Genomic DNA, 20,094 nt, shown 5'->3' on the forward strand with positions numbered 1-20,094 from the left:
CCGAACTCATGGCCGCAGATATCCGACCGAAAAGACCGTTTCGCTGGCACATCGCCATCTTCCTGGCGCCGGCCGTGCTCGTCTATACGGCAATCATGATCCTGCCGCTCGCCGGCACGCTGCAGCTGTCGCTGTTCCGCAACATCGAGCAGCACCAGGTCTTTGTCGGACTGGACAATTTCCGCACGCTGTTCGGCGACCCCAACTGGTCGGTGAATTTCTGGAATGCGCTGCGCAACAACGTCTGGTTCTTCATCATCCATATGCTGGTGCAGAACCCGATCGGCGTGATGCTGGCAGCCCTGTTGTCCAGCCCGAGGCTCAGATTCGCGGCCTTCTACCGCACGGCGATCTTCGTGCCGACCATCCTGTCCTTCGTCATCGTCGGCTTCGCCTGGAAGCTGATCCTGTCGCCGCTCTGGGGCGTGGCGCCGCACATGCTGGACCTTATCGGCCTGAAAAGCCTGTTCACGCCGTGGCTCGGCAAGGAAGAATACGCGCTGACCGCGCTCAGCCTGATCTCGGTGTGGCAGTTCGTCGGCATCCCGATGATGCTGATCTACGCAGCACTCCTGTCGATCCCCGACGAGGTGATCGAGGCCGCCGAATGCGACGGCATCACCGGCATGTCGCAGTTCTGGAAGATCAAGCTGCCGCTGATCCTGCCGTCGATCGGCATCATCTCGATCCTCACCTTCGTCGGCAATTTCAATGCCTTCGACCTGATCTACACCGCACAGGGGGCGCTCGCCGGGCCGAACTATTCGACCGACATTCTCGGCACCTTCCTCTACCGCGCCTTCTTCGGCTTCCAGCTGCAGGTCGGCGACCCCAACATGGGCGCGGCGATCGCCACGATGATGTTCCTGATCATCCTCGGCGGCGTCTGTGTCTACCTCTTCCTCGTCCAGACGCGCCTGCGTCGCTACCAGTTCTGAGGGCAAGAGATGAGCACTGCCACCCGTTCGCTGCCCCGCACCATCGGCGCCCACGCGATTCTGTTGACCTATACGGCGATCGCGCTGTTTCCGGTGATCCTGGTCATCATGAATTCGTTCAAGTCCCGCGCCGGCATCTTCGGCGCGCCGCTGACGCCGCCGACGCCGAAGACATTCGACCTGATCGGCTACACCACGGTGATCGGCCAGGGCGACTTCATCCACTATTTCCAGAACAGCCTCGTCGTCACCGTCGCCTCGCTGTTCTTCGTGCTTTTGTTCGGCGCCATGGCGGCCTTCGCACTGTCGGAATACCGCTTCCGCGGCAATTCGCTGATGGGGCTCTATCTGGCGCTCGGCATCATGATCCCGATCCGCCTCGGCACCGTCGCCATCCTGCAATTGATGGTGGCGAGCGGGCTGGTCAACACGCTGACCGCACTCATCCTGGTCTACACCGCGCAAGGCCTGCCGCTCGCCGTCTTCATCCTGTCGGAATTCATGAAGCAGGTGTCCGACGACCTGAAGAATGCCGGCCGCATCGACGGCCTGTCGGAATACACCATCTTCTTCCGGCTGGTGCTGCCGCTGGTGCGGCCATCGATGGCGACGGTCGCCGTCTTCACCATGATCCCGATCTGGAACGATCTGTGGTTTCCGCTGATCCTGGCGCCGTCTGAAGAGACCAAGACGGTGACACTCGGCGCGCAGCTCTTCCTCGGCCAGTTCGTCACCAACTGGAACGCCATCCTGGCAGCCCTCTCGCTGGCGATCATGCCGGTGCTGATCCTCTACGTCATCTTCTCGCGGCAGCTGATCCGCGGCATTACGTCTGGAGCCGTCAAGTGAGCTCAAAACCACCCCTTCGCGTCGTCGTCGCCGGCCTCGGCAATATGGGCCGCAGCCATGCGCTGGCCTATCACACCAATCCTGGCTTCGAGATTGCGGCACTGATCAACCGTTCCGACGTGCCGCTGCCGGAAGGCCTGTCGGCCTATGGCATCAGGCGTTCCTTCGACGAGGCGCTGCGCGACGAAAAGCCTGATCTCGCCTGCATCGCCACCTATTCCGACAGCCATGCCGACTATGCGGTCAGGGCGTTCGAGGCCGGCTGCCATGTCTTTGTCGAAAAGCCGCTGGCAACGACGGTGGCCGACGCAAAGCGCGTCGTCGCGGCCGCCAAGGCCAACGACAGGAAACTGGTGATCGGCTATATACTGCGCCACCACCCGTCCTGGATCCGGCTGATCGCCGAGGCGCGCAAGCTCGGCGGCCCCTATGTCTTCCGCATGAACCTCAACCAGCAGTCCTCAGGCCCTACCTGGGAGACGCACAAGCAATTGATGCAGACGACGTCGCCTATCGTCGATTGCGGCGTCCACTATCTCGACGTCATGCTGCAGATCACCGACGCCAGGCCGGTCGAGGTGCGCGGCATGGGGCTGCGGCTGACGCAGGAAGTGGCGCCGACGATGTACAATTACGGCCACCTGCAGGTGCTGTTCGATGACGGTTCGGTCGGCTGGTACGAAGCCGGCTGGGGGCCGATGATTTCCGAAACCGCCTTCTTCGTGAAGGACGTCATCTCGCCGAATGGCTGCGTGTCGATCGTCATGAAAGAAGGTGTGAAGTCGGACGACATCGACACCCATACCAAGACCTCGACCATCCGCCTGCACGGTGCGGCGACCGGCCCGGACGGCAAATTCGTCAAGGCGGACGAGATGCTGTCCATGGCCGGCGAACCCGGACATCAGGACCTCTGCGATCTCGAACAGGCCTTCGTCCTGAAGGCGATCCGCGAGGACATGGATCTCACCCGCCACATGGACGACGCGGTCAAGTCGCTCGCCGTCTGCCTTGCCGCCGACGAGAGCGTGCGCAGCGGAAAGGCGGTGCGATTGTGACCGGGGCATTGTCATCGGGGGGTGCCTTGGCGCTCACTCATCAATTTGGAGGACTGCCGTGGGCTCGCTGAAGATCGAAAATGTGAAGAAGGCCTTCGGGCCGGTCGAGGTGTTGAAAGGCATCAACCTCGAAGTGACGGATGGCGAATTCGTCGTCTTCGTCGGCCCGTCGGGCTGCGGTAAGTCGACCTTGCTCAGGGTCATCGCCGGGCTGGAGGATTCGACCTCGGGCCGGGTGGTGATCGACGGCGCGGATGTGTCGGCCACACCGCCGGCCAAGCGCGGCATCGCCATGGTGTTCCAGACCTATGCGCTCTACCCGCATCTGACGGTGAAGAACAATATGGGCCTCGGGCTGAAACAGGCCGGCACGCCCGCCCCGGAGATCGATCGCCGCATCGGCATCGCCTCGTCCATGCTGTCGCTGGAGCCGTATCTCGAAAGGCGGCCTGCCGAACTCTCCGGCGGCCAGCGCCAGCGCGTCGCCATCGGCCGCGCCGTGGTGCGCGAGCCCAAGCTCTTCCTCTTCGACGAGCCCTTGTCGAATCTCGACGCAGCACTGCGCGTCAACACCCGGCTTGAGATCGCGCAGTTGCACCGCCGGCTGAAGGCAACGATGATCTACGTCACCCACGACCAGGTCGAGGCGATGACCCTGGCCGACAAGATCGTCGTGCTGAACGCCGGCAGGATCGAGCAGATCGGCGGTCCGATGGAGCTCTACAATTCACCGGCAAACGAATTCGTCGCCGGCTTCATCGGCTCGCCGAAGATGAACTTCATCGAGGGTGCGCGTCTCGGCGAGACGGCCAAGACCATCGGCGTGCGGCCGGAACATCTGACCGTCGACACGAAGTCAGGCGCCTGGAAGGGCACGGTGGTGCATGCCGAACATCTCGGCGCCGACACCAATCTCTATCTCGACTGCGAAAAGGCCGGGCTGATTACGGTGCGCATCTTCGGCGTCTATGACGCGGAGCCAGGCGCGACGCTTTATGCGACACCGGATCCGGCAAAGACCTACCGGTTTGGCGCGGATGGGAAGGTGCTGAAGTAGATACGCCCGCGCGTGTTCTTTCCTCTCCCTCCGGAGGGGGGAGAGGTGGCGCCGCGAAGCGGCGACGGAGTGGGGGAAGCCGGTCCACCAAGTGCAGTCGCTGAAAAACAGGCACAACCCAGCGAATGCCTGGTCTCGCCGAGCAGTCGACCCCCACTCCGTCGAGCTTCGCTCGACACCTCTCCCCCGATCGACGGGGAGAGGAACGCAGGAGCCGCGCCTACAAATCAGCCTTGAACGTCTGCTTCTGCTGGCCCAGGCCCTCGATGCCCAGTTCCACCACATCGCCAGCCCTGAGGAACACCGGTGGCTTCATGCCGAGGCCCACGCCGGGCGGGGTACCTGTCGAAATGATGTCGCCGGGGTGCAGCGACATGAACTGGCTGAGGTAGGACACCAGATATTTGACACCATAGACCATGGTCTTGGTCGAGCCGTTCTGCATGGTCTTGCCGTTGACGGTCAGCCACATCTTCAGGTTCTGCGGATCGGCGACTTCGTCCTTGGTCACCAGCCACGGGCCGGTCGGGCCAAACGTGTCGCAGCTCTTGCCCTTGGTCCACTGGCCCTGACGCTCGGCCTGGAAGGCGCGCTCGGACACGTCATGCGCAACGGCATAGCCGGCGACATAGTCGAGCGCATCGGCTTCGCTGACATATTTGGCTTTTCTGCCGATAACCACGGCGAGCTCGACTTCCCAGTCGGTCTTTTCAGAGCCGCGCGGGATCAGCACGTCATCATCCGGACCGACAATGGCCGAGCTTGCTTTCATGAAGATGATCGGTTCCGGCGGCACGGTGGCGCCGGTTTCGGCGGCGTGGTCGGAGTAGTTGAGGCCGATGCAGATGAATTTTCCGGTGCCGCCAACGCAGGCGCCGAGGCGAGGCTTGCCGGAAACCGCCGGCAGCGACTTCGGATCGAGCTTGCCCAGCATCTCCAGCGAGGCCGGATGAAGCGTGGTGCCGGCAATGTCGGCGACATGGGCGGAGAGATCGCGGATCGTTCCATCCGCATCGAGCAGGCCGGGGCGTTCGCTCCCCGCCTCGCCATAGCGCAGCAGTTTCATCTAAATCCTTCTCCTGGTTGCGGCCTCGCGGCCTTTTGCAAACTCTCCGCCGAGGCGATGGCTCCCCAGGGAGCCGGGCGGACCGTACCCATCGACCTCTTCCCGGGCAAGCACGGACAGCTGTTGGGCGGGCCGGCGCGCCGGATTTTCAGACTTCCCGATCCACGGCAGACGTTGGAGCGGAACCCGATCTCAGATCGACCAGCCGCCGTCGATATTATAGGCCTGCCCGGACGTGTAGGTCGCGCCGGCCAGATAGACGGCGAGATCGGCGATTTCCTCCGGCGTGCCGAGCCGGCCCATCGGCTGGCGGGCGATGAAGGCGGCGCGGGCGGCTTCGTAGTCGCCCTGCGCATGCATGCGGTCCTGCAGCGACGGGCTCTCGACCGTGCCTGGGCAGATGGCGTTGCAGCGTATGCCCTTGCCGACATAGTCGGCGGCAATCGCCTTGGTCAGGCCGATGACAGCGGCCTTGGTGACGCCATAGGCAAAGCGGTTCGGCACGCCTTTGCCGGCGCCGGCGACGGAAGACATGTTGACGATCGATCCGTCGCCGCGCTCCAGCATGCCGGGCAGCACGGCCCGGATGGTGCGGATCATGGCGCGGACATTGAGGTTGAAGGCGAAATCGAGATCGCCATCCTTCATCTCCAGGATCGATCCGGAATGGACGAAGCCGGCGCAGTTGAACAGCACGTCGACGCGGCCGATCTCGGCGAAGGCGGCGTTGACCGCCTCGTCGTTGAGGACATCGAGCTTGCGGGTTTTGATCCCTGGCGTCTTGGCGAGTTCGGCGAGAAGCGTCTCGTTGATGTCGGTGGCGTGGACGGTGGCTCCAGTCTTGGCGAAGGCCAGCACGCTCGCCTTGCCGATGCCTTGCGCCGCCGCCGTGATGACAACGACCTTGCCTGCCAGATCCGCCATGCCTTTTTCCTCGCCTGCTTGGGTGTCAACTGCCTTTATCGGCGACCGGCCGAGGCGTCATGTGCCAGTCAGGCTCGATTGTGCGGCCTGTGGCGCAGCCAGTTCACTGATAAAGATGTTTTTTCTCGTTAAAGAACATATGTCCGGGCGTCAAGCCCGAACACGATCACCATTGCGACAGCCGGGAAATGTCAGTCGCCGTAAGGCACCCAGACATTCTTGACCTCGACGGCGCGGCGCAGGAAAGCATCGCCGGCCGCCTCGTCGGATGCCCAGTCGAGGCCGCGGCCATTGCCGCTCCAGACGCGCTTGAGGTTGCCGATGGACTCGGCTTCCGCCTTGGCGCAGGTCTCGGCATCGGCGAACACCCAGAGCCCGTCGACATCGTCATGCTTGGCCAGCACGCCGGCAAGCTCGGCGGTGCGGCCGGTGACGATGTTGATGGCGCCGGCCGGAACGTCGGAATATTCGATCACCTGATAGAGATCGGTGGCGAGCAGCGGATAGCGTTCCGAAGGCACCGCGACCACCGTGTTGCCCATGGCCAGCGCCGGCGCCACCAGCGAGATCAGGCCAAGCAGCGGTGATGCGTCCGGTGCGACGATGCCGACGACGCCGACCGGCTCATGCAGCGCCAGCGTCACCGCGCGGGCCGGCGGCTGGTGCACGCGCCCCTCGAACTTGTCGGCAAGACCAGCATAGAGGAACAGCCGTTCGATCGATTGGTCGACCTCCTCGCGCGCCGCCTTGGGCGTAGCCCCGGTCAGCTCGCTGAGACGGGCGGCAAACTCGCCAGCGCGGCCGGAAAGATTCTCGGCCAGGTAATAAAGCACCTGGGAGCGATTGTAGGCGGTGGCTTCCGGCCAGCCTTTGCAGGCGCGGGCGGCCGCGACGGCATCACGGACATCCTTGCGGTTGCCAAAGCCGACTTCACCGGCCAGCTTGCCCTTGGCGGTGGCGACAGCCAGCGAATAATTGCCGTCCGGCCGCACCTGCTTGCCGCCGATGAACAATTTTGCCGTGCGGTCGATGGCCGCGCCGTCAGCCTGCTCGACCGGTTGCGCCGAGACCACCGCCGGCTTGATGACCGGTCCGAGCGGCAGATTTGCCGCGAGATATTCGAACATGCCTTCGCGCCCGCCCTCGCGGCCGAAGCCGCTTTCGCGGTAGCCGCCGAAGCCGCAGGCGGCGTCGAACATGTTGGTGCCGTTGACCCAGACGACGCCGGCCTTCAGCTGCGGCGCGACATGGAGCGCGAGGTTGACATTCTCGCTCCACACGCTCGCCGCGAGCCCGTAGCGCGTGTTGTTGGCAAGCTCGATCGCTTCCTCGGTGTTGCGGAAGGTCATGGTCGCCAGAACTGGCCCAAACACCTCTTCCTGCGCCAGGATGTTAGCCGGCGAAACACCGGTGGCGAGTGTCGGCAGGTGATAGTAGCCGGTGGCCGGCAGCGCCGCATCCGGCTGCCAACAGACGGCGCCCTGCTTCGCGCCTTCGGCGACCAGACCCTTGACGCGGTCGAGCTGCGTCGGATCGACCAGCGGGCCGATATCGGTGTTCTTGTCGAGCGGACTGCCGACGCGCAGCCGGCTCATCCGCATCTTGACCTTGGCGATCAGGGCTTCGGCAATGCCTTCCTGCACCAGGAGCCGCGATCCGGCGCAGCAGACCTGGCCCTGGTTGAACCAGATGCCATCGACCAGACCTTCCACGGCGCTGTCGAGATCGGCATCCTCGAAGACGATGAAGGCCGATTTGCCGCCGAGCTCCAGCGACAGTTTCTTGCCCGATCCGGCGGTGGCCTTCCTGATGATCTTGCCGACTTCCGACGAGCCGGTGAAGGCGATCTTCTGGATGCCGGGATGGTTGACGATGGCGGCGCCCGCTTCCGGTCCACCCTGCACGATGTTGACGACGCCCTTCGGTACGCCGGCACGCTCGCAGATCTCGGCGAACAGGATGGCGGTGAGCGGCGTGAACTCGGCCGGCTTCAGCACCACCGTGCAGCCGGCGGCCAGTGCCGGCGCGATCTTCCAGGCCAGCATCAGCAGCGGGAAATTCCATGGGATGATCTGGCCGACGACGCCGACGCCCTTGTGCCCGGGAAAATCCTTGTCCAGCGCCTGCGCCCAGCCGGCGTGATGGATGAAATGGCGGATCGCCAGGGGCACGTCGATGTCGCGGCTTTCGCGGATCGGCTTGCCGTTGTCGATGGACTCGAGCACCGCGAACAGGCGCTGATGACGCTGCATGGCACGGCCGATGGCATAAAGCACCTTGGCGCGCTGGTAGCCTGAACTGGCACTCCATTTCGGCAGCGCCTTGGTGGCGGCCGCAACCGCCGCGTCGATATCGGCGGCACTGGCGTCGGAGACCTTGGCCAGCAGCTTGCCGGAAGACGGCTCGCTGGTTTCGAAAGTCTTGCCGCCGGAAGCGGCTTTCCAGCCGCCGTCGATGAACAGCGCCTTGCCGAAATCGCGCGCGGCAAGCCACGCATCGGCCTCGTTGCGGGCTTCCGGCGCCGGTCCGTATTCCATGGCGTGATAGCGGTCGAGAATATTCATGGGGTGCCTCCTTCACCCTTCCCCTTGGCGGGGAGGGTCGATCGGCCAAGCCGATCGGGGTGGGTGCTCAAGCCATTGCGTGGCGGTGATTGGCCGAATAGTGCCCGGTCAGATGATGCTCGAGCTGCCGCTCGATGTCGGTCAAAAGGCTCGACGCGCCGAAGCGGAACAGTTCCGGTTCCAGCCATGGCCGGCCGAGCTCTTCCTTCATCAGCACCAGCCAGTCGAGCGAGGCTTTTGCCGTGGATATGCCGCCGGCCGGCTTGAAGCCGATGAGATAGCCGGTTTCCTCGAAATAGGCCCTGATGGCGCGCACCATGGCGAGGCCGACGGGCAGCGTGGCGTTGACGCTTTCCTTGCCGGTCGAGGTCTTGATGAAATCGGCGCCCGCCATCATCGCCACCATCGAGGCCAGCATGACATTGCGCAAAGTGGCGAGGTCGCCAGTGCCCAGAATGACCTTCAGATGCGCATCGCCGCAGGCAGCACGCATCGACACGATCTCATTGTAGAGCTCCCGCCACTTGGCGCCGAACACCAGCCCGCGCGGAATAACGACGTCGATCTCGTCGGCGCCGTCGCGCACCGAAGCCTCGATTTCCTGCAGCCGGGTCGACAGGGGTGCCAGGCCATGCGGAAAGGCGGTGGAGACGGCGGCGACGTGGATGCCGGTGCCACGCACGGCATCCACGGCCGTGGCGACGAAGGGGTGGTAGACGCAGACGGCAGCCGGCCGGATGGTTTCACCTGCGATGCCGAGGCCTTCGACGATGTCGCGGCGGAAGGGATTGATCGCCTTGGCGCAGAGCCGGCGCACCCGCTCCTCGGTGTCGTTGGAGTTCAGCGTCGTCAGATCCATGCAGGCGACAGCGCGCAGCAGCCAGGCCGCCTGGTTGTCGGCCTTGATCGAGCGCCGCTTGGTCAGGCTGGCGACGCGCCGTTCCAGTGCCGAGCGGTTGACGCTGCGCACCGATTCCATGAAGCCGAGGTCGAGTTTCATGCCCGGATTGCGCGCAATGCGATGGTCCAGCGGCACGGGGGTGTTGGCGGCGGCGCGGGCCGGCAGCGGCGTCACCTTGGTGCCAAGATCGGCTTCGCGGATTGTGCTGCTCATCTCCTGCCCTTTCATTCAGCGACTTGCGCTTATGTCTTGGTGCGCGTCGTTTCCCGACAAGATAGCCCGTGAAGCCACGCTTCACGAGTCCTCAAGCGAGGGATAGCTGAAAAAGGCCGCAAAAGCAGCTAGTTTTTGACCGCATGGTCAAAATGCGGGTCTTGAGGTGCCGGCGTGCGGTCCTCAGCCGACGAAGGCGCGCTCGACGACGAAGGTCGCGGGATGGCTGAGCGAGCCTTCCTGGAAGCCGAGGCTTTCGGCTAGTTCCTTGACGTCCTTGAGCATATGCATCGAGCCGCAGATCATGATCCGGTCCGTTTCCGGATTGAGCTTCTCGATACCGAGATCGGCGTAGAACTTGCCCGAGCCGATCAGCGCGGTGATGCGGCCCATGCGGGCCGATTCTTCGCGGGTCGTCGAATTGTAGAGCGTGACGCGCCCGGTGGTCAGTTCGCCGATCAGCGGATCGCTTTCCAGCGCCGCCACCAATTCCTGGCCATAGGTCAGTTCGGCATTGTCGCGGCAGGTATGGGTCAGGATCAGCTGGTCGAATTTCTCATAGGTGTCGGGGTCGCGCAGCAGGCTGGCGAAGGGCGCGATGCCGGTGCCGGTCGAGATCATGAACAGCCGCTTGGCCGGGGTCAGCGCGTCGATCACCAGCGTGCCGGTCGACTTCTGGCGCATGATGACGGTGTCACCGACCTGGATCTTCTGCAGTTCCGAGGTCAGCGGGCCGTCCGGCACCTTGATCGAGAAGAATTCCAGCTCCTCGTCCCAGGCCGGGCTTGCCACCGAATAGGCGCGGAACACCGGCTTCTCGGCATTGGGCAAGCCGATCATGACGAATTCGCCGGAGCGGAAGCGCAGCGACTGCGGGCGGGTGATGCGGAACGAGAACAGCCGGTCGGTGTAGTGCTTCACCGAGACGACGGTTTCGGCATAGACATTGGCCGGTATAGGAAACTGCAGCGGGCGGGCGCCGGCGGTGTTGAAGGCGGATGTGGTGTTCATCAAATCCAACTTTCTGGCCCAGCCGGGGACGCGGGCGCCAAACCTTTTCCTGCGCGCCCGGACCGTTCAGGTCCCGGCGTGCTGCTCGCACACTCCAAAGCGGTAAGCTCTTGTGTCCGGAATTTATTAGTATACAAACGATATTTGCGTCAAGATACCGTCGCGAAACACCTTTCCAAACTGTGCCATATCCGTAGTCCCAGCATTTCGGGTTTCGACAATGAAAGAGAATTTTTCGGTGCAGCCGCCGGATTCCCTGGGCAGCGTCGTGGCCGGCATCGATGTCGGCGGGACCTTCACCGACCTGCTTCTGATCGACGGCAAGCACGGCGGCAAGGTGCATATCGCCAAGACCCCGACGACGGTCGACAACCAGGCCTTCGGCGTGGTTTCGGCACTTGGCGCCACCGGATTTGCGATCGACGGCATCGACCTCATCGTGCATGGCACGACCACCACCACCAATGCCGTGCTGGAGCGCCGGTTGGCCAAGACCGGCATGATCACCACGCGCGGCTTTCGCGACGTGATCGAGCTTGGCCGGCGCACGCGGCCGCAACCCTATGGCATGACCGGCACTTTCGTTCCCGTCATCCCGCGCAATCTCAGGCTCGAAGTGTCGGAACGCGTCGAGGCTTCCGGCGCGGTGCGCACGCCGCTCGACGAGGCCGGGATGCGCGAGGCGGTGAAGGCGCTGATCGCGGCCGGCTGCGAATCCCTCGTCATCCATTTCCTGCATTCCTACGCCAACCCTTCGCATGAGCGGCGCGCCGCCGAGATCGCCGCCGAGCTCTGGCCGAACGGCTACATCACCACGGGCCACGCGCTGCTGTCGGAAGCGCGCGAATTCGAGCGTGGGGTGACGGCTTCCGTCAACGCCTCCGTGCAGCCTATTCTCGAGCGCTATGTCGAGCGGCTGCGCAAGGAATTGGCCGCCAAAGGCTATGCCCGCGACTTCCTGATCATGAACGGCAATGGCGGCATGATCTCGGCCCGCTTCGTCACACGTGAATCGGCCAAGACAGTGATGTCCGGCCCGGCCTCGGGCGTCATCGCCGCCGCCTATACGGGCAAGCGTGCCGGCTTCGAGAACCTCGTCACCTACGACATGGGCGGCACCTCGACCGACGTGGCGCTGATCCGCAACGCCGAGCCGGCGGTCTCCAACGAGATCGAGATCGAATATGCCATGCCGATCCATGTGCCGATGGTGGCGGTGCACACGGTCGGCGCCGGCGGCGGCTCGATCGCCCGCGTCGACGCCGCCGGCCTGATCCAGATCGGTCCGGAAAGCGCCGGCGCCAATCCCGGGCCGATCTGCTATGGCCGCGGCGGCCTCGAGCCTACCATCACCGACGCCAATCTGGTGCTTGGCCGGCTGGCGCCGAAGAAGCTGCTGGCCGTCGAAAACCCGGTCACCGTGGAGCGCGTCACCGGCATTTTCGAGGACAAGATCGGCAAGGCGACCGGCCTGTCCGGTGTCGAGGCGGCGGGTGCGGTGCTCAGGCTCGGCAACATGAAGATGGCCGGCGCCATCCGCATGGTCTCGGTGTCGCGCGGCCATGACCCGCGCGATTTCGCGCTGTTTGCCTTCGGCGGCGCCGGGCCGCTGCATGCGACGGCGCTGGCGCGCGAACTCGGCCTGCCCCGTGTGCTGGTGCCGGCGCGCCCCGGCATCACCAACGCGCTCGGCTGCGTCGTTGCCGATCTGCGCCATGACTTCGTCAACACCATCAACCAGCCGGTCGCGGTTCTGGACGAAAGTCAGCTTCATCAAGTATTGGAACGGCACCGAAACGAAGGCGAGGAGCTGATCGGCAAGGAAGCGGTGAAGCCGGAGACGATCCGCGTCACCCACTCCGCCGACATGCAGTTCGTCGGGCAGACCCATATCATCAACGTGCCGCTGCCGTCCTCGTCCGTGACCCGGCAGGAGCTGCAGGCCCTGTTCGAAAAGGCCTATTTTGCCCGCTTCAAGGTCGAGCTGCCGGAAATCCGCGCCAACCTCGTCAACCTCAACACCTCGGTCACCGGCGTGCGCCCGGCGATCGACCTGTCGCGGCTGATCGACCCGGCCGGGCGCGCCAGGGCGCTGGACGAGGCGCGGCGCGAGATCCGGCCGGTCTGGTATGCAGGCCAGTGGCACGACACGCCGGTCTATATCAGGGAAAAACTGCCGCTCGATGCCGTCATCGAAGGCCCGGCGATCCTCGAACAGATGGACGCCACCACCGTGCTCGAACCCGGCGACCGCGCAAGGTCGGACGCCGACGGCAACATCATCATCGACATTGGCGAGGCCTGAGATGCCTGACATTGACATGGCAAAGCTCGACGCCATCACCCTTTCGGTCCTCCAGGCGGCCTTGCAGCAGGTCTGCGACGAGATGGACCTGACATTCTCCCGCGCTGCCTTCTCGCCGGTCATCGCCGAAGCCAACGACCGTTCCGACGGCATCTATTCCGCCGTCGACGGTTCGCTGATCGCACAGGGAAGCCAGGGCCTGCCGGTGTTCGTCGGCGTCATGCAATATTCGACGAAAACGGTGATCGAGATGATCGCCGATGGCCGTTGCCTGGCCCCTGAGCCGGGTGACATCTACATCGTCAACGATCCCTATCTTGGCGGCACGCATCTGATGGATGTGCGCTTCGCCATGCCGGTCTACCGGGACGGCAAGATCTTCTGCTGGCTGTCCAACACCGGCCACTGGCCCGACATTGGCGGCTCGGTGCCCGGTGGCTTCTCGGCCTCGGCGACGGCGGTCGAACAGGAAGGCCTGCGGCTGCCGCCGGTCAAACTGTTCAAGAAGGGCGTGCTCGATCCCGAGATCTACGCCATCATCTGCTCCAACATCCGCGTCGCAGACCAGCGCATCGGCGACATTAGGGCCCAGGCCGCCGCGCTGCTGATCGGTCAGGATCGGCTCAATGGAATCCTGGATCGTTACGGGGACGAAACCGTTGTCGAGGCGATCGCCGAACTGCGCCGCCGCGCCGCCGAGCAGATGCGCGCCAACATAGCGGCCATTCCCGACGGCACCTATCGCTCGAAGGCCTTTGTCGATTCCGATGGCGTGGTCAACGAGCCGCTGACCATCGCCCTTGCGGTGGAAAAACAAGGCGACACGCTGATCTTCGATTTCGCCGGCTCGTCCAAGCCTTGCGCCGGGCCGATGAACAGCGTGCTGGCGACGACCCTGTCCTCGGTCTATCTCGCCATGCGCCACATTTTTCCGGACGTGCCGATCAGCGCCGGCGCCTTCGAGCCGTTGATCGTCAAGCGGCCGGAAGGCACCTTCCTCGATGCCAAATATCCGCGTCCGGTGTCGGGCTGCGCGGCGGAAGTCTCGCAGCGCATCGCCGAGGCGGTGTTCGCGGCCATGGTGCAGGCATTGCCCGACAAGGTGACGGCGGCGCCCGCCGGCTCCAGCGGCAATTTCGCGCTCGGCGGCAACGATCCGGCGCGCGGCCGCGATTACGTCATGTACCAGATCTCCGGTGGCGGCTATGGCGGCAATTCGGGCCATGACGGGCTGACCAATGGCTGCTCGACCATCGGCATTTCAAAATCGCCTCCGGTCGAGATCATGGAGCAGGCCTTTCCGGTGCTCTATCGCCACTACGCCTTGCGCGAAGGCTCGGGCGGCGCGGGCAAGCATCGCGGCGGTTTCGGCCTCGCCTATGAGGTCGAGATCCTGCGTGGCGATGCGCGGGCCTCCTTCGTCATGGATCACGGCCGTTTCGGCCCGCAAGGCGCGCTCGGCGGCAAGGACGGCGCGGTCAACAGCGTGACCGTCTTCCGTGGTGGCGAGGAACACGTGCCGCCGCATCTCTCCAAGGAACAGGACATTCCGCTCAAGGCCGGCGACCGCGTGCGCGTTGGCACGCCCGGCGGCGGCGGTTACGGCGACCCGCGCCAGCGCGACCCGGAATTGGTCGCGCGCGACGTCCGGCTTGGCTATTATACAGCCGAGCAAGCCAAGGATTTGTTCGGGACCACATGAACCCTCAGGGCAAGTTCAAGTGCCGTGTCTGCGGCCTCGATCAGTCCCCCGATATGCCGTGGGGCGAGAGCGGCGGAGAACCCAGCTATGCCATATGCTCCTGTTGCGGGGTGGAGTTCGGCTACGAAGACGACGGCAAGGCGCTGGCGACCGCGCATCTGCGCTTGGCGCCGATGCCGTTCTTCGATCCCGAGGGTATGAGATTGAGGGGGGTAGCCCGGCTTGCCTGGAATCGTTTTGGTTTCCCCTCCGGGTCCATGATATGATTTGCGAATGAAGGCTCCCAATTCAAGAATCATCCGTTCGGCCAAGACAGGCCAGTTCGTCTTGACGAGCGTGCGCGGCGAGAAAATCAGCGCCGTGGAAGGCATGAAGCTCTCCCCTCGCATGGGTGAAATACTTAGCCAGGGCGTCCGGCGCGGACTGTCCGGTGATGAGCGGCGTTCGCTCATCAAGGAAGAAATCCGCAAAAAGAAATAGACATTGGCCTACGCTGCCGAGTTCGATCCGCTCTGCTATCCCGGCACGACGGTGCTCATCAATCTGCTGGACGTCCGCGATCAGGCCGAACTCGATGAGGTTGAGCTCGCCCTGTTCCTGACTCGCGCCGATGAGCCTCTTCCGGCAGGCGAACTCGACTACGTGCACCAGCACTTGTTCCAGGATGTCTATGGCTGGGCGGGTCAGGCGCGCACGATCCGCATCGGCAAGGCCGGCAGCTGGTTCTGTTATCCTGAGCACATAGCCAGTGAGATGGCTCGGGTGTTCCGCGAACTCGGCAACCCCGACCACCTGGCTGATCTTGACAGAGTCAGCTTTGCGAAGCATCTGGCGCACATCATCGCGGAGATCAATGCCGTTCACCCATTTCGTGAAGGCAATGGCCGTACCCAGCTTACATTCCTGGCCATGCTCGCCGAGCACGCAGGCTTCACGTTCAACGCCGATATCCTCGACCGTGACCGGGTGATTCAGGCCATGATAGACAGTTTCAGTGGGTCCGAGGCACCACTACAGGCTCTCATCGAAGACATCATCGCGTAGCTCGCCGGGTCATCCCCGCCGATCCAGCCGCGCCACCAATCGATCCCCCGCCCACTGGATGCCACACACCAGGATGATCAGCACGATCACCACCGCGACCATCACCGAGGTCTCGAATCGCTGATAGCCATAGCGGATGGCGAGGTCGCCGAGGCCGCCTGCACCGATGGCGCCAGCCATGGCCGAGGCGCCGATCAGCGTCACCAGCGTCACCGTGAAGCCGGCGACGATGCCGGGGAGCGCCTCCGGCACCAGCACCTCGCGGATGATCGTCCAGCGGTTGCCGCCCATGGCGCGCGCCGCCTCGATCAGGCCGTGGTCGACCTCGCGCAGCGACACTTCGGCGATGCGCGCATAGTACGGCGTGGCGGCGATCGACAGCGGCACGATGGCCGCCCATGTGCCGATCGAGGTGCCGACGATCAGCCGCGTCAGCGGGATCAGCGCCACCAGAAGGATGATGAACGGCACCGAGCGGAAGCCGTTGATGATTGCGCCGAGCACGCGGTTGACCCACAGGCTCTCCGCGATGCCGCCGCGCTCGGTGGCGATCAGGGCAAGTCCAAGCGGCAGGCCGAAGACCAGCGAGATCAGACCGGAGGCGGCCGTCATCAGCACCGTCTCCCAGATCGACCGCAGCAGAAGCTCAAACAGGACTGGCGACATGGCCAAGCACCTCCACCCGCGCCTGGCGGGCCTTCAGGAATGTGATGACGGCAGCGAGGTGGCTTGCATCGCTGCCAGCGACAGAGAGAAACAGCGTCCCGACCGGCTGCTGCTGGATATGGTCGATGCCGCCGTGGACGAGGCGGAAGGCGCCCGGAACAGCAATGGCAAGGTCGGACAGCAGCGGGCCGCTTGCCGCTTCGCCGGCCACGTCCACGCGCAGGATCGTCTCCGCGCCGGAAGCCGGCAGCAGCCGCGCCGCCAGTTCGGCCGGCAGTTGCGGCCGGATGGCGCCGAGCAGGCTTTTGGTGATGTCCGATTGCGGCTCGGCGAACACCGACCAGACCGGGCCTTGCTCGACGATGCGCCCGGCGTCGATCACCGCCACACGGTCGGCGATCGAGCGGATCACTTCCATCTCATGGGTGATCAGCAGGATGGTCAGCCCAAGCTGCCGGTTGATGTCTTTCAGCAGCGCGAGGATCGAGCGCGTCGTCTCCGGGTCGAGCGCCGATGTCGCTTCGTCCGACAACAGCAGCGCCGGCCGCGCGGCCAGCGCCCGGGCGATGCCGACGCGCTGCTTCTGGCCGCCTGACAGCGATGCCGGATAGGCCCGGGCTTTCTCCGACAGGCCAACGAGCTCAAGCAGCTCCGCCGCCCGCGCCAGCCGCTCGGCCTTCGGACGGCCCTCGATCTTCAGCGGCAGCGCCACATTGTCCTCGACCGTCTTGGCCGACAAAAGGTTGAAATGCTGGAAGATCATGCCGATTCGCCGCCGCAACGGCTGCAGGTCGCGCTCGCCGAGCCGGCTGATCTCACGGCCCTCGATGAAGACCTTGCCGGAATCGGGCCGCTCCAGCCCGTTCAGGCAGCGGATCAGCGTCGACTTGCCGGCGCCACTGCGGCCGATAATCCCGAGGATCTCGCCCTTGCGCACCGTCAGCGAGATGCCGTCGATCGCCGGCGTGGCACCGAAGCGGCGCCTCAGGTCGACAAGGCGCACAACGTCTTGCGACAGGTCGGGTCCGGCGTGGGGCGGATCGGCGATCTCCCTGGATGCCGTGATATGCTGGTTCATGCGGTTTCCTGTTCTCGCCATCGAAAACGCAAGTGCGGCCCGCGCTCAGGCGCGGACCGCATTTGCTCTCGAACCGGGCGTCCGGTCGCGGATCAATAGGCGCTGAGGCCGGTGCCCTTGTAGACCTTGTCGAACTCGGCCTTCACCGCGTCGTTCTGGTAGGAGGCCACCAGCGTCTTCACCCAGGCCGAGTTCTCATTGCCGACCTTGACCGCGATAAAGTTGCGGTAGGGATTGTCAGCGATGGGCTCCTGCGCGATGCGGTTTTCCGGCGTCAGGCCGCTTTTCAGCGCCCAGTCGGTGTTGACCACGGCGGCATCGAGATCCTCGACCGAGCGGCCGACGATGCCGGCGTCGAGTTCCTTGATCTCGACCTTCTTGGGGTTCTCCGCGATGTCGGCCGTGGTCGCCAGGATGCCGGTGCCGTCCTTCAGCTTGATCACGCCCTCGTTCTGCAGCACGCGCAGCGCCCGGCCTTCATTGGACGGGTCGTTCGGCACGCCGATCACCGCGCTCTCGGGCAGATCGGCGACCGCCTTGTACTTCTTGGAGTAGAGGCCGATCGGCCAGACGCCGGTGTAGCCGACGCGCACGATGTGATAGCCTTGAGTCTTGATCTGGTTGTCGAGATAGGGCTGGTGCTGGAAGGCGTTGGCGTCGATCTCGCCGCGCTCCAGCGCCTCGTTCGGCTGGGTGTAATCGTTGAACACTACGGTCTCGATGGTCAGGCCTTTTTCGGCGGCCTGGGCGACCACGACGCGCCAGACATCCTCGTCCTCGCCGCTGATGATGCCGACCTTGATCGCTTTCTTGTCCTCGGCGAAAGACGCATGCGGCGCCATCAGGCTGCCGACCGCGACGGCCGATGCGAACAGCAGAGCCAGGCCGCTGCGGCGGTTGATGGTTGACCAAAGGGAAGATGGCAAAGTGTTGTTGACGTCGGACATGATTGATCTCTGCGGTTGTGAAGTCATGGCAGCAAGGCGGATTGCCCAGGCTTGGTCACATCGTCAGAAATTCTATCGAGTTTATCAAAGAACGTGTTTCGCCGTTCTCGGCAAAGCCCGGAATATTCTCTCAAAAATTTGAAGGGAGGGAGCACAAGACGCCATTGGATCGACCGCGGCGATGTAGCGCTGCGATCCGGGGCAATCGGGAGGGATCAGATTCTGGAGGCCTAGCGGGTCCTCATAGCGCGATCCAGGCGGTCTTCAGCTCCAGATATTTCTCCAGCGCGTGCAGTGACTTGTCGCGGCCGAAACCGGACTGCTTGACGCCGCCGAGCGGCACGGTGATGTCGGCGCCGCCATAGGTATTGACGTGGACGACGCCGGCATTGATGGCGCGCACCATGCGGTGCGCGGTGGAGAGGTTGGCTGTCCACACCGCGGAGGCGAGCCCGTAGACGGTGGAATTGGCAAGGCGTACCGCTTCCTCCTCGGTATCGAAACGCATGACGCCGAGCACCGGGCCGAACACCTCCTCGCGGGCAAGCTGCATGTTCTGCGTGACGTTTTCGAAGATCGTCGGCGCCATGTAGCTGCCGCCGGTCTCGGCCAGGATGCGTTCGCCGCCGGTGACCAGGCGTGCGCCTTCGATTTGCGCCCGGGCGACGAAGCCGAGGTTCTTGTCCAGCTGTTCCGCGCTCGACACCGCGCCGATGTCGCTGGTGAGATCGAGCGGATCGCCAACCTTCAGCCGCGTGGTCGCCGAGACAAGCTCGTCCATGAAACGGTCATAGACCGATGCCTGGACGAGCAGGCGCGAGCCGGCGACACAGACCTGGCCGGAATTGCGAAAAATGCCGTTGGCCGAGACGACCGCCGCCTGCTTCAGGTCCGGGGCGGCGGCGAAGACGATGTTGGGCGACTTGCCGCCGAGTTCGAGGAAGACGCGTTTCAGATTGGAGCGGGCGGAATAGTCGAGCAGCCGCCGGCCGACCGGCCCCGAGCCGGTGAAGGCGATGGCGTCGACATCCATATGCAGCCCGAGCGCCTCGCCGGTGACCGCGCCCCGGCCGGTGACGACGTTGAGCACGCCGGCGGGCAGGCCGGCATCGGCCGCCAGTTCCGCCAGCCGCAACAGCGTCAGCGAGGCGATCTCCGGCGGCTTGACCACCACGCAATTGCCGGCGGCAAGGGCGGGCGCGACCTTCCAGGCGCCGATCATCAGCGGAAAATTCCACGGCACGATGACGCCGACGACGCCGAGCGGCTCCTTGTGGATCAGGCCCAGCACGTTCTCTGCCGTCGGCGCGATCTCGCCATAGACCTTGTCGATCGCCTCGGCGTAGTAGCGGATGGTGCCGGCCGCGGACAGCGGCTCTGCCTTGTAGGCCATGCCGATCTCGGTGCCGTTGTCGCGCACGCCGAGCACCGCCAGTTCGTCGGCATGCTTTTCGACCAATTCGGCGAGCCTGCTCAGCACCTTCTTGCGGAAGGCGGGCGCGGCGCGCGACCACGAACCCTTTTCGAACGCCTTGCGCGCCGATGTCACCGCGCGGTCGACATCAGCGGCATTGCCGTCGGCGATGCTGGCGAAAACGCGGCCGTCGATCGGCGATATCACCGGCAGCGTCGCGCCGGCTATTCCCTGCGATTGTGCGCCATCGATGAACAGGCCGCGCGTGCCGATCTCCGTGTGGCGCAGCGTGTCGATGGCATTTTGACTGATCATGATCTTCTCATTTCAGGTGGGCTGGGCGGCTTGGTACGCCGC

Annotated in this window: 17 protein-coding genes; 8 read left to right on the forward strand and 9 right to left on the reverse strand. The window is 64.4% G+C overall.

What is annotated here, in order from left to right:
- The first annotated feature begins 8 nt into the window (after positions 1-8).
- Genes CK226_RS16355 through CK226_RS16370 form a run of 4 tightly spaced genes read left to right on the forward strand, consistent with a single transcriptional unit; the run spans position 9 to position 3,902 of the window.
- Positions 9-938 carry a sugar ABC transporter permease gene (locus tag CK226_RS16355; protein ID WP_095773339.1) on the forward strand — a complete coding sequence of 310 codons (930 nt, stop codon included), beginning with the start codon at positions 9-11 and terminating at the stop codon, positions 936-938.
- Positions 939-947: 9 nt separating this feature from the next.
- Entirely contained in the window at positions 948-1,787 is an 840-nt protein-coding gene (locus CK226_RS16360) for a carbohydrate ABC transporter permease (protein ID WP_010912697.1), read from the forward strand.
- Positions 1,784-2,845, forward strand: coding sequence for a Gfo/Idh/MocA family oxidoreductase (locus CK226_RS16365; RefSeq protein ID WP_095792436.1), 1,062 nt, complete (start codon positions 1,784-1,786; stop codon positions 2,843-2,845). Before CK226_RS16360 ends, CK226_RS16365 begins: the two co-directional genes overlap by 4 nt.
- A gap of 58 nt (positions 2,846-2,903) precedes the next feature.
- Positions 2,904-3,902, forward strand: a complete 999-nt coding sequence (locus tag CK226_RS16370) for an ABC transporter ATP-binding protein (protein ID WP_095792437.1) — start codon at positions 2,904-2,906, stop codon at positions 3,900-3,902.
- Between the two features lie 220 nt (positions 3,903-4,122).
- Here the strand turns inward: CK226_RS16370 and CK226_RS16375 are convergent, their stop codons facing one another.
- The 5 genes from CK226_RS16375 to CK226_RS16395 all read right to left on the reverse strand — a co-directional run bounded on the left by CK226_RS16375 (position 4,123) and on the right by CK226_RS16395 (position 10,581).
- Complete coding sequence (locus CK226_RS16375) at positions 4,123-4,968, reverse strand: fumarylacetoacetate hydrolase family protein (RefSeq protein ID WP_095788574.1); 846 nt, start codon at positions 4,966-4,968, stop codon at positions 4,123-4,125.
- A gap of 192 nt (positions 4,969-5,160) precedes the next feature.
- Positions 5,161-5,892, reverse strand: a complete 732-nt coding sequence (locus tag CK226_RS16380; RefSeq protein WP_095788573.1) for an SDR family oxidoreductase — start codon at positions 5,890-5,892, stop codon at positions 5,161-5,163.
- Between the two features lie 191 nt (positions 5,893-6,083).
- Positions 6,084-8,456 carry an aldehyde dehydrogenase family protein gene (locus tag CK226_RS16385; RefSeq protein ID WP_095792438.1) on the reverse strand — a complete coding sequence of 791 codons (2,373 nt, stop codon included), beginning with the start codon at positions 8,454-8,456 and terminating at the stop codon, positions 6,084-6,086.
- 67 nt (positions 8,457-8,523) lie between these two features.
- The gene (deoC, locus tag CK226_RS16390) at positions 8,524-9,570 is read right to left on the reverse strand and encodes a deoxyribose-phosphate aldolase (RefSeq protein ID WP_010912704.1); all 1,047 of its coding nucleotides are present in this window, start codon (positions 9,568-9,570) and stop codon (positions 8,524-8,526) included.
- Between the two features lie 183 nt (positions 9,571-9,753).
- Positions 9,754-10,581: a ferredoxin--NADP reductase gene (locus tag CK226_RS16395; protein WP_095773334.1), complete on the reverse strand. Its 828-nt coding sequence runs from the start codon at positions 10,579-10,581 to the stop codon at positions 9,754-9,756.
- Positions 10,582-10,801: 220 nt separating this feature from the next.
- Between CK226_RS16395 and CK226_RS16400 the strand changes: the two genes are divergently transcribed.
- From CK226_RS16400 to CK226_RS16420, 4 genes are all read left to right on the forward strand, one after another.
- Positions 10,802-12,886: a hydantoinase/oxoprolinase family protein gene (locus CK226_RS16400; RefSeq protein ID WP_095792439.1), complete on the forward strand. Its 2,085-nt coding sequence runs from the start codon at positions 10,802-10,804 to the stop codon at positions 12,884-12,886.
- Positions 12,887-12,902: 16 nt separating this feature from the next.
- Complete coding sequence (locus tag CK226_RS16405) at positions 12,903-14,588, forward strand: hydantoinase B/oxoprolinase family protein (protein WP_095792534.1); 1,686 nt, start codon at positions 12,903-12,905, stop codon at positions 14,586-14,588.
- A 273-nt stretch (positions 14,589-14,861) separates the two neighbouring features.
- Positions 14,862-15,068: a hypothetical protein gene (locus CK226_RS16415; RefSeq protein ID WP_095773331.1), complete on the forward strand. Its 207-nt coding sequence runs from the start codon at positions 14,862-14,864 to the stop codon at positions 15,066-15,068.
- A gap of 3 nt (positions 15,069-15,071) precedes the next feature.
- The gene (locus CK226_RS16420; RefSeq protein WP_095788569.1) at positions 15,072-15,632 is read left to right on the forward strand and encodes a Fic family protein; all 561 of its coding nucleotides are present in this window, start codon (positions 15,072-15,074) and stop codon (positions 15,630-15,632) included.
- A 9-nt stretch (positions 15,633-15,641) separates the two neighbouring features.
- Here the strand turns inward: CK226_RS16420 and CK226_RS16425 are convergent, their stop codons facing one another.
- The 4 genes from CK226_RS16425 to CK226_RS16440 all read right to left on the reverse strand — a co-directional run bounded on the left by CK226_RS16425 (position 15,642) and on the right by CK226_RS16440 (position 20,052).
- Positions 15,642-16,298, reverse strand: coding sequence for a methionine ABC transporter permease (locus CK226_RS16425; RefSeq protein ID WP_095773447.1), 657 nt, complete (start codon positions 16,296-16,298; stop codon positions 15,642-15,644).
- Complete coding sequence (locus CK226_RS16430) at positions 16,279-17,376, reverse strand: methionine ABC transporter ATP-binding protein (protein WP_095792441.1); 1,098 nt, start codon at positions 17,374-17,376, stop codon at positions 16,279-16,281. The genes CK226_RS16425 and CK226_RS16430 overlap by 20 nt, the downstream gene beginning before the upstream one ends.
- Before the next feature lie 92 nt (positions 17,377-17,468).
- Positions 17,469-18,323 (reverse strand): MetQ/NlpA family lipoprotein, encoded by an 855-nt coding sequence (locus tag CK226_RS16435; protein WP_095792442.1) that lies wholly within the window; start codon positions 18,321-18,323, stop codon positions 17,469-17,471.
- Positions 18,324-18,564: 241 nt separating this feature from the next.
- Complete coding sequence (locus tag CK226_RS16440; protein ID WP_095792443.1) at positions 18,565-20,052, reverse strand: aldehyde dehydrogenase; 1,488 nt, start codon at positions 20,050-20,052, stop codon at positions 18,565-18,567.
- Positions 20,053-20,094: the final 42 nt, after the last annotated feature.

The sequence above is a fragment of the Mesorhizobium sp. WSM4311 genome, assembly GCF_002295115.1.
Lineage (GTDB): Bacteria > Pseudomonadota > Alphaproteobacteria > Rhizobiales > Rhizobiaceae > Mesorhizobium.

Excerpts from the sequence above, each read along its gene's own strand:
- CK226_RS16380 (WP_095788573.1), bottom strand. The coding sequence starts at position 5,892 with ATGGCGGATCTGGCAGGCAAGGTCGTTGTCATCACGGCGGCGGCGCAA.
- CK226_RS16440 (WP_095792443.1), bottom strand. The coding sequence starts at position 20,052 with ATGATCAGTCAAAATGCCATCGACACGCTGCGCCACACGGAGATCGGC.
- CK226_RS16415 (WP_095773331.1), top strand. The coding sequence starts at position 14,862 with ATGAAGGCTCCCAATTCAAGAATCATCCGTTCGGCCAAGACAGGCCAG.
- CK226_RS16355 (WP_095773339.1), top strand. The coding sequence starts at position 9 with ATGGCCGCAGATATCCGACCGAAAAGACCGTTTCGCTGGCACATCGCC.
- CK226_RS16425 (WP_095773447.1), bottom strand. The coding sequence starts at position 16,298 with ATGTCGCCAGTCCTGTTTGAGCTTCTGCTGCGGTCGATCTGGGAGACG.
- CK226_RS16430 (WP_095792441.1), bottom strand. The coding sequence starts at position 17,376 with ATGAACCAGCATATCACGGCATCCAGGGAGATCGCCGATCCGCCCCAC.
- CK226_RS16385 (WP_095792438.1), bottom strand. The coding sequence starts at position 8,456 with ATGAATATTCTCGACCGCTATCACGCCATGGAATACGGACCGGCGCCG.
- CK226_RS16405 (WP_095792534.1), top strand. The coding sequence starts at position 12,903 with ATGGCAAAGCTCGACGCCATCACCCTTTCGGTCCTCCAGGCGGCCTTG.
- CK226_RS16400 (WP_095792439.1), top strand. The coding sequence starts at position 10,802 with ATGAAAGAGAATTTTTCGGTGCAGCCGCCGGATTCCCTGGGCAGCGTC.
- CK226_RS16435 (WP_095792442.1), bottom strand. The coding sequence starts at position 18,323 with ATGTCCGACGTCAACAACACTTTGCCATCTTCCCTTTGGTCAACCATC.
- CK226_RS16360 (WP_010912697.1), top strand. The coding sequence starts at position 948 with ATGAGCACTGCCACCCGTTCGCTGCCCCGCACCATCGGCGCCCACGCG.
- CK226_RS16395 (WP_095773334.1), bottom strand. The coding sequence starts at position 10,581 with ATGAACACCACATCCGCCTTCAACACCGCCGGCGCCCGCCCGCTGCAG.
- CK226_RS16375 (WP_095788574.1), bottom strand. The coding sequence starts at position 4,968 with ATGAAACTGCTGCGCTATGGCGAGGCGGGGAGCGAACGCCCCGGCCTG.
- deoC (WP_010912704.1), bottom strand. The coding sequence starts at position 9,570 with ATGAGCAGCACAATCCGCGAAGCCGATCTTGGCACCAAGGTGACGCCG.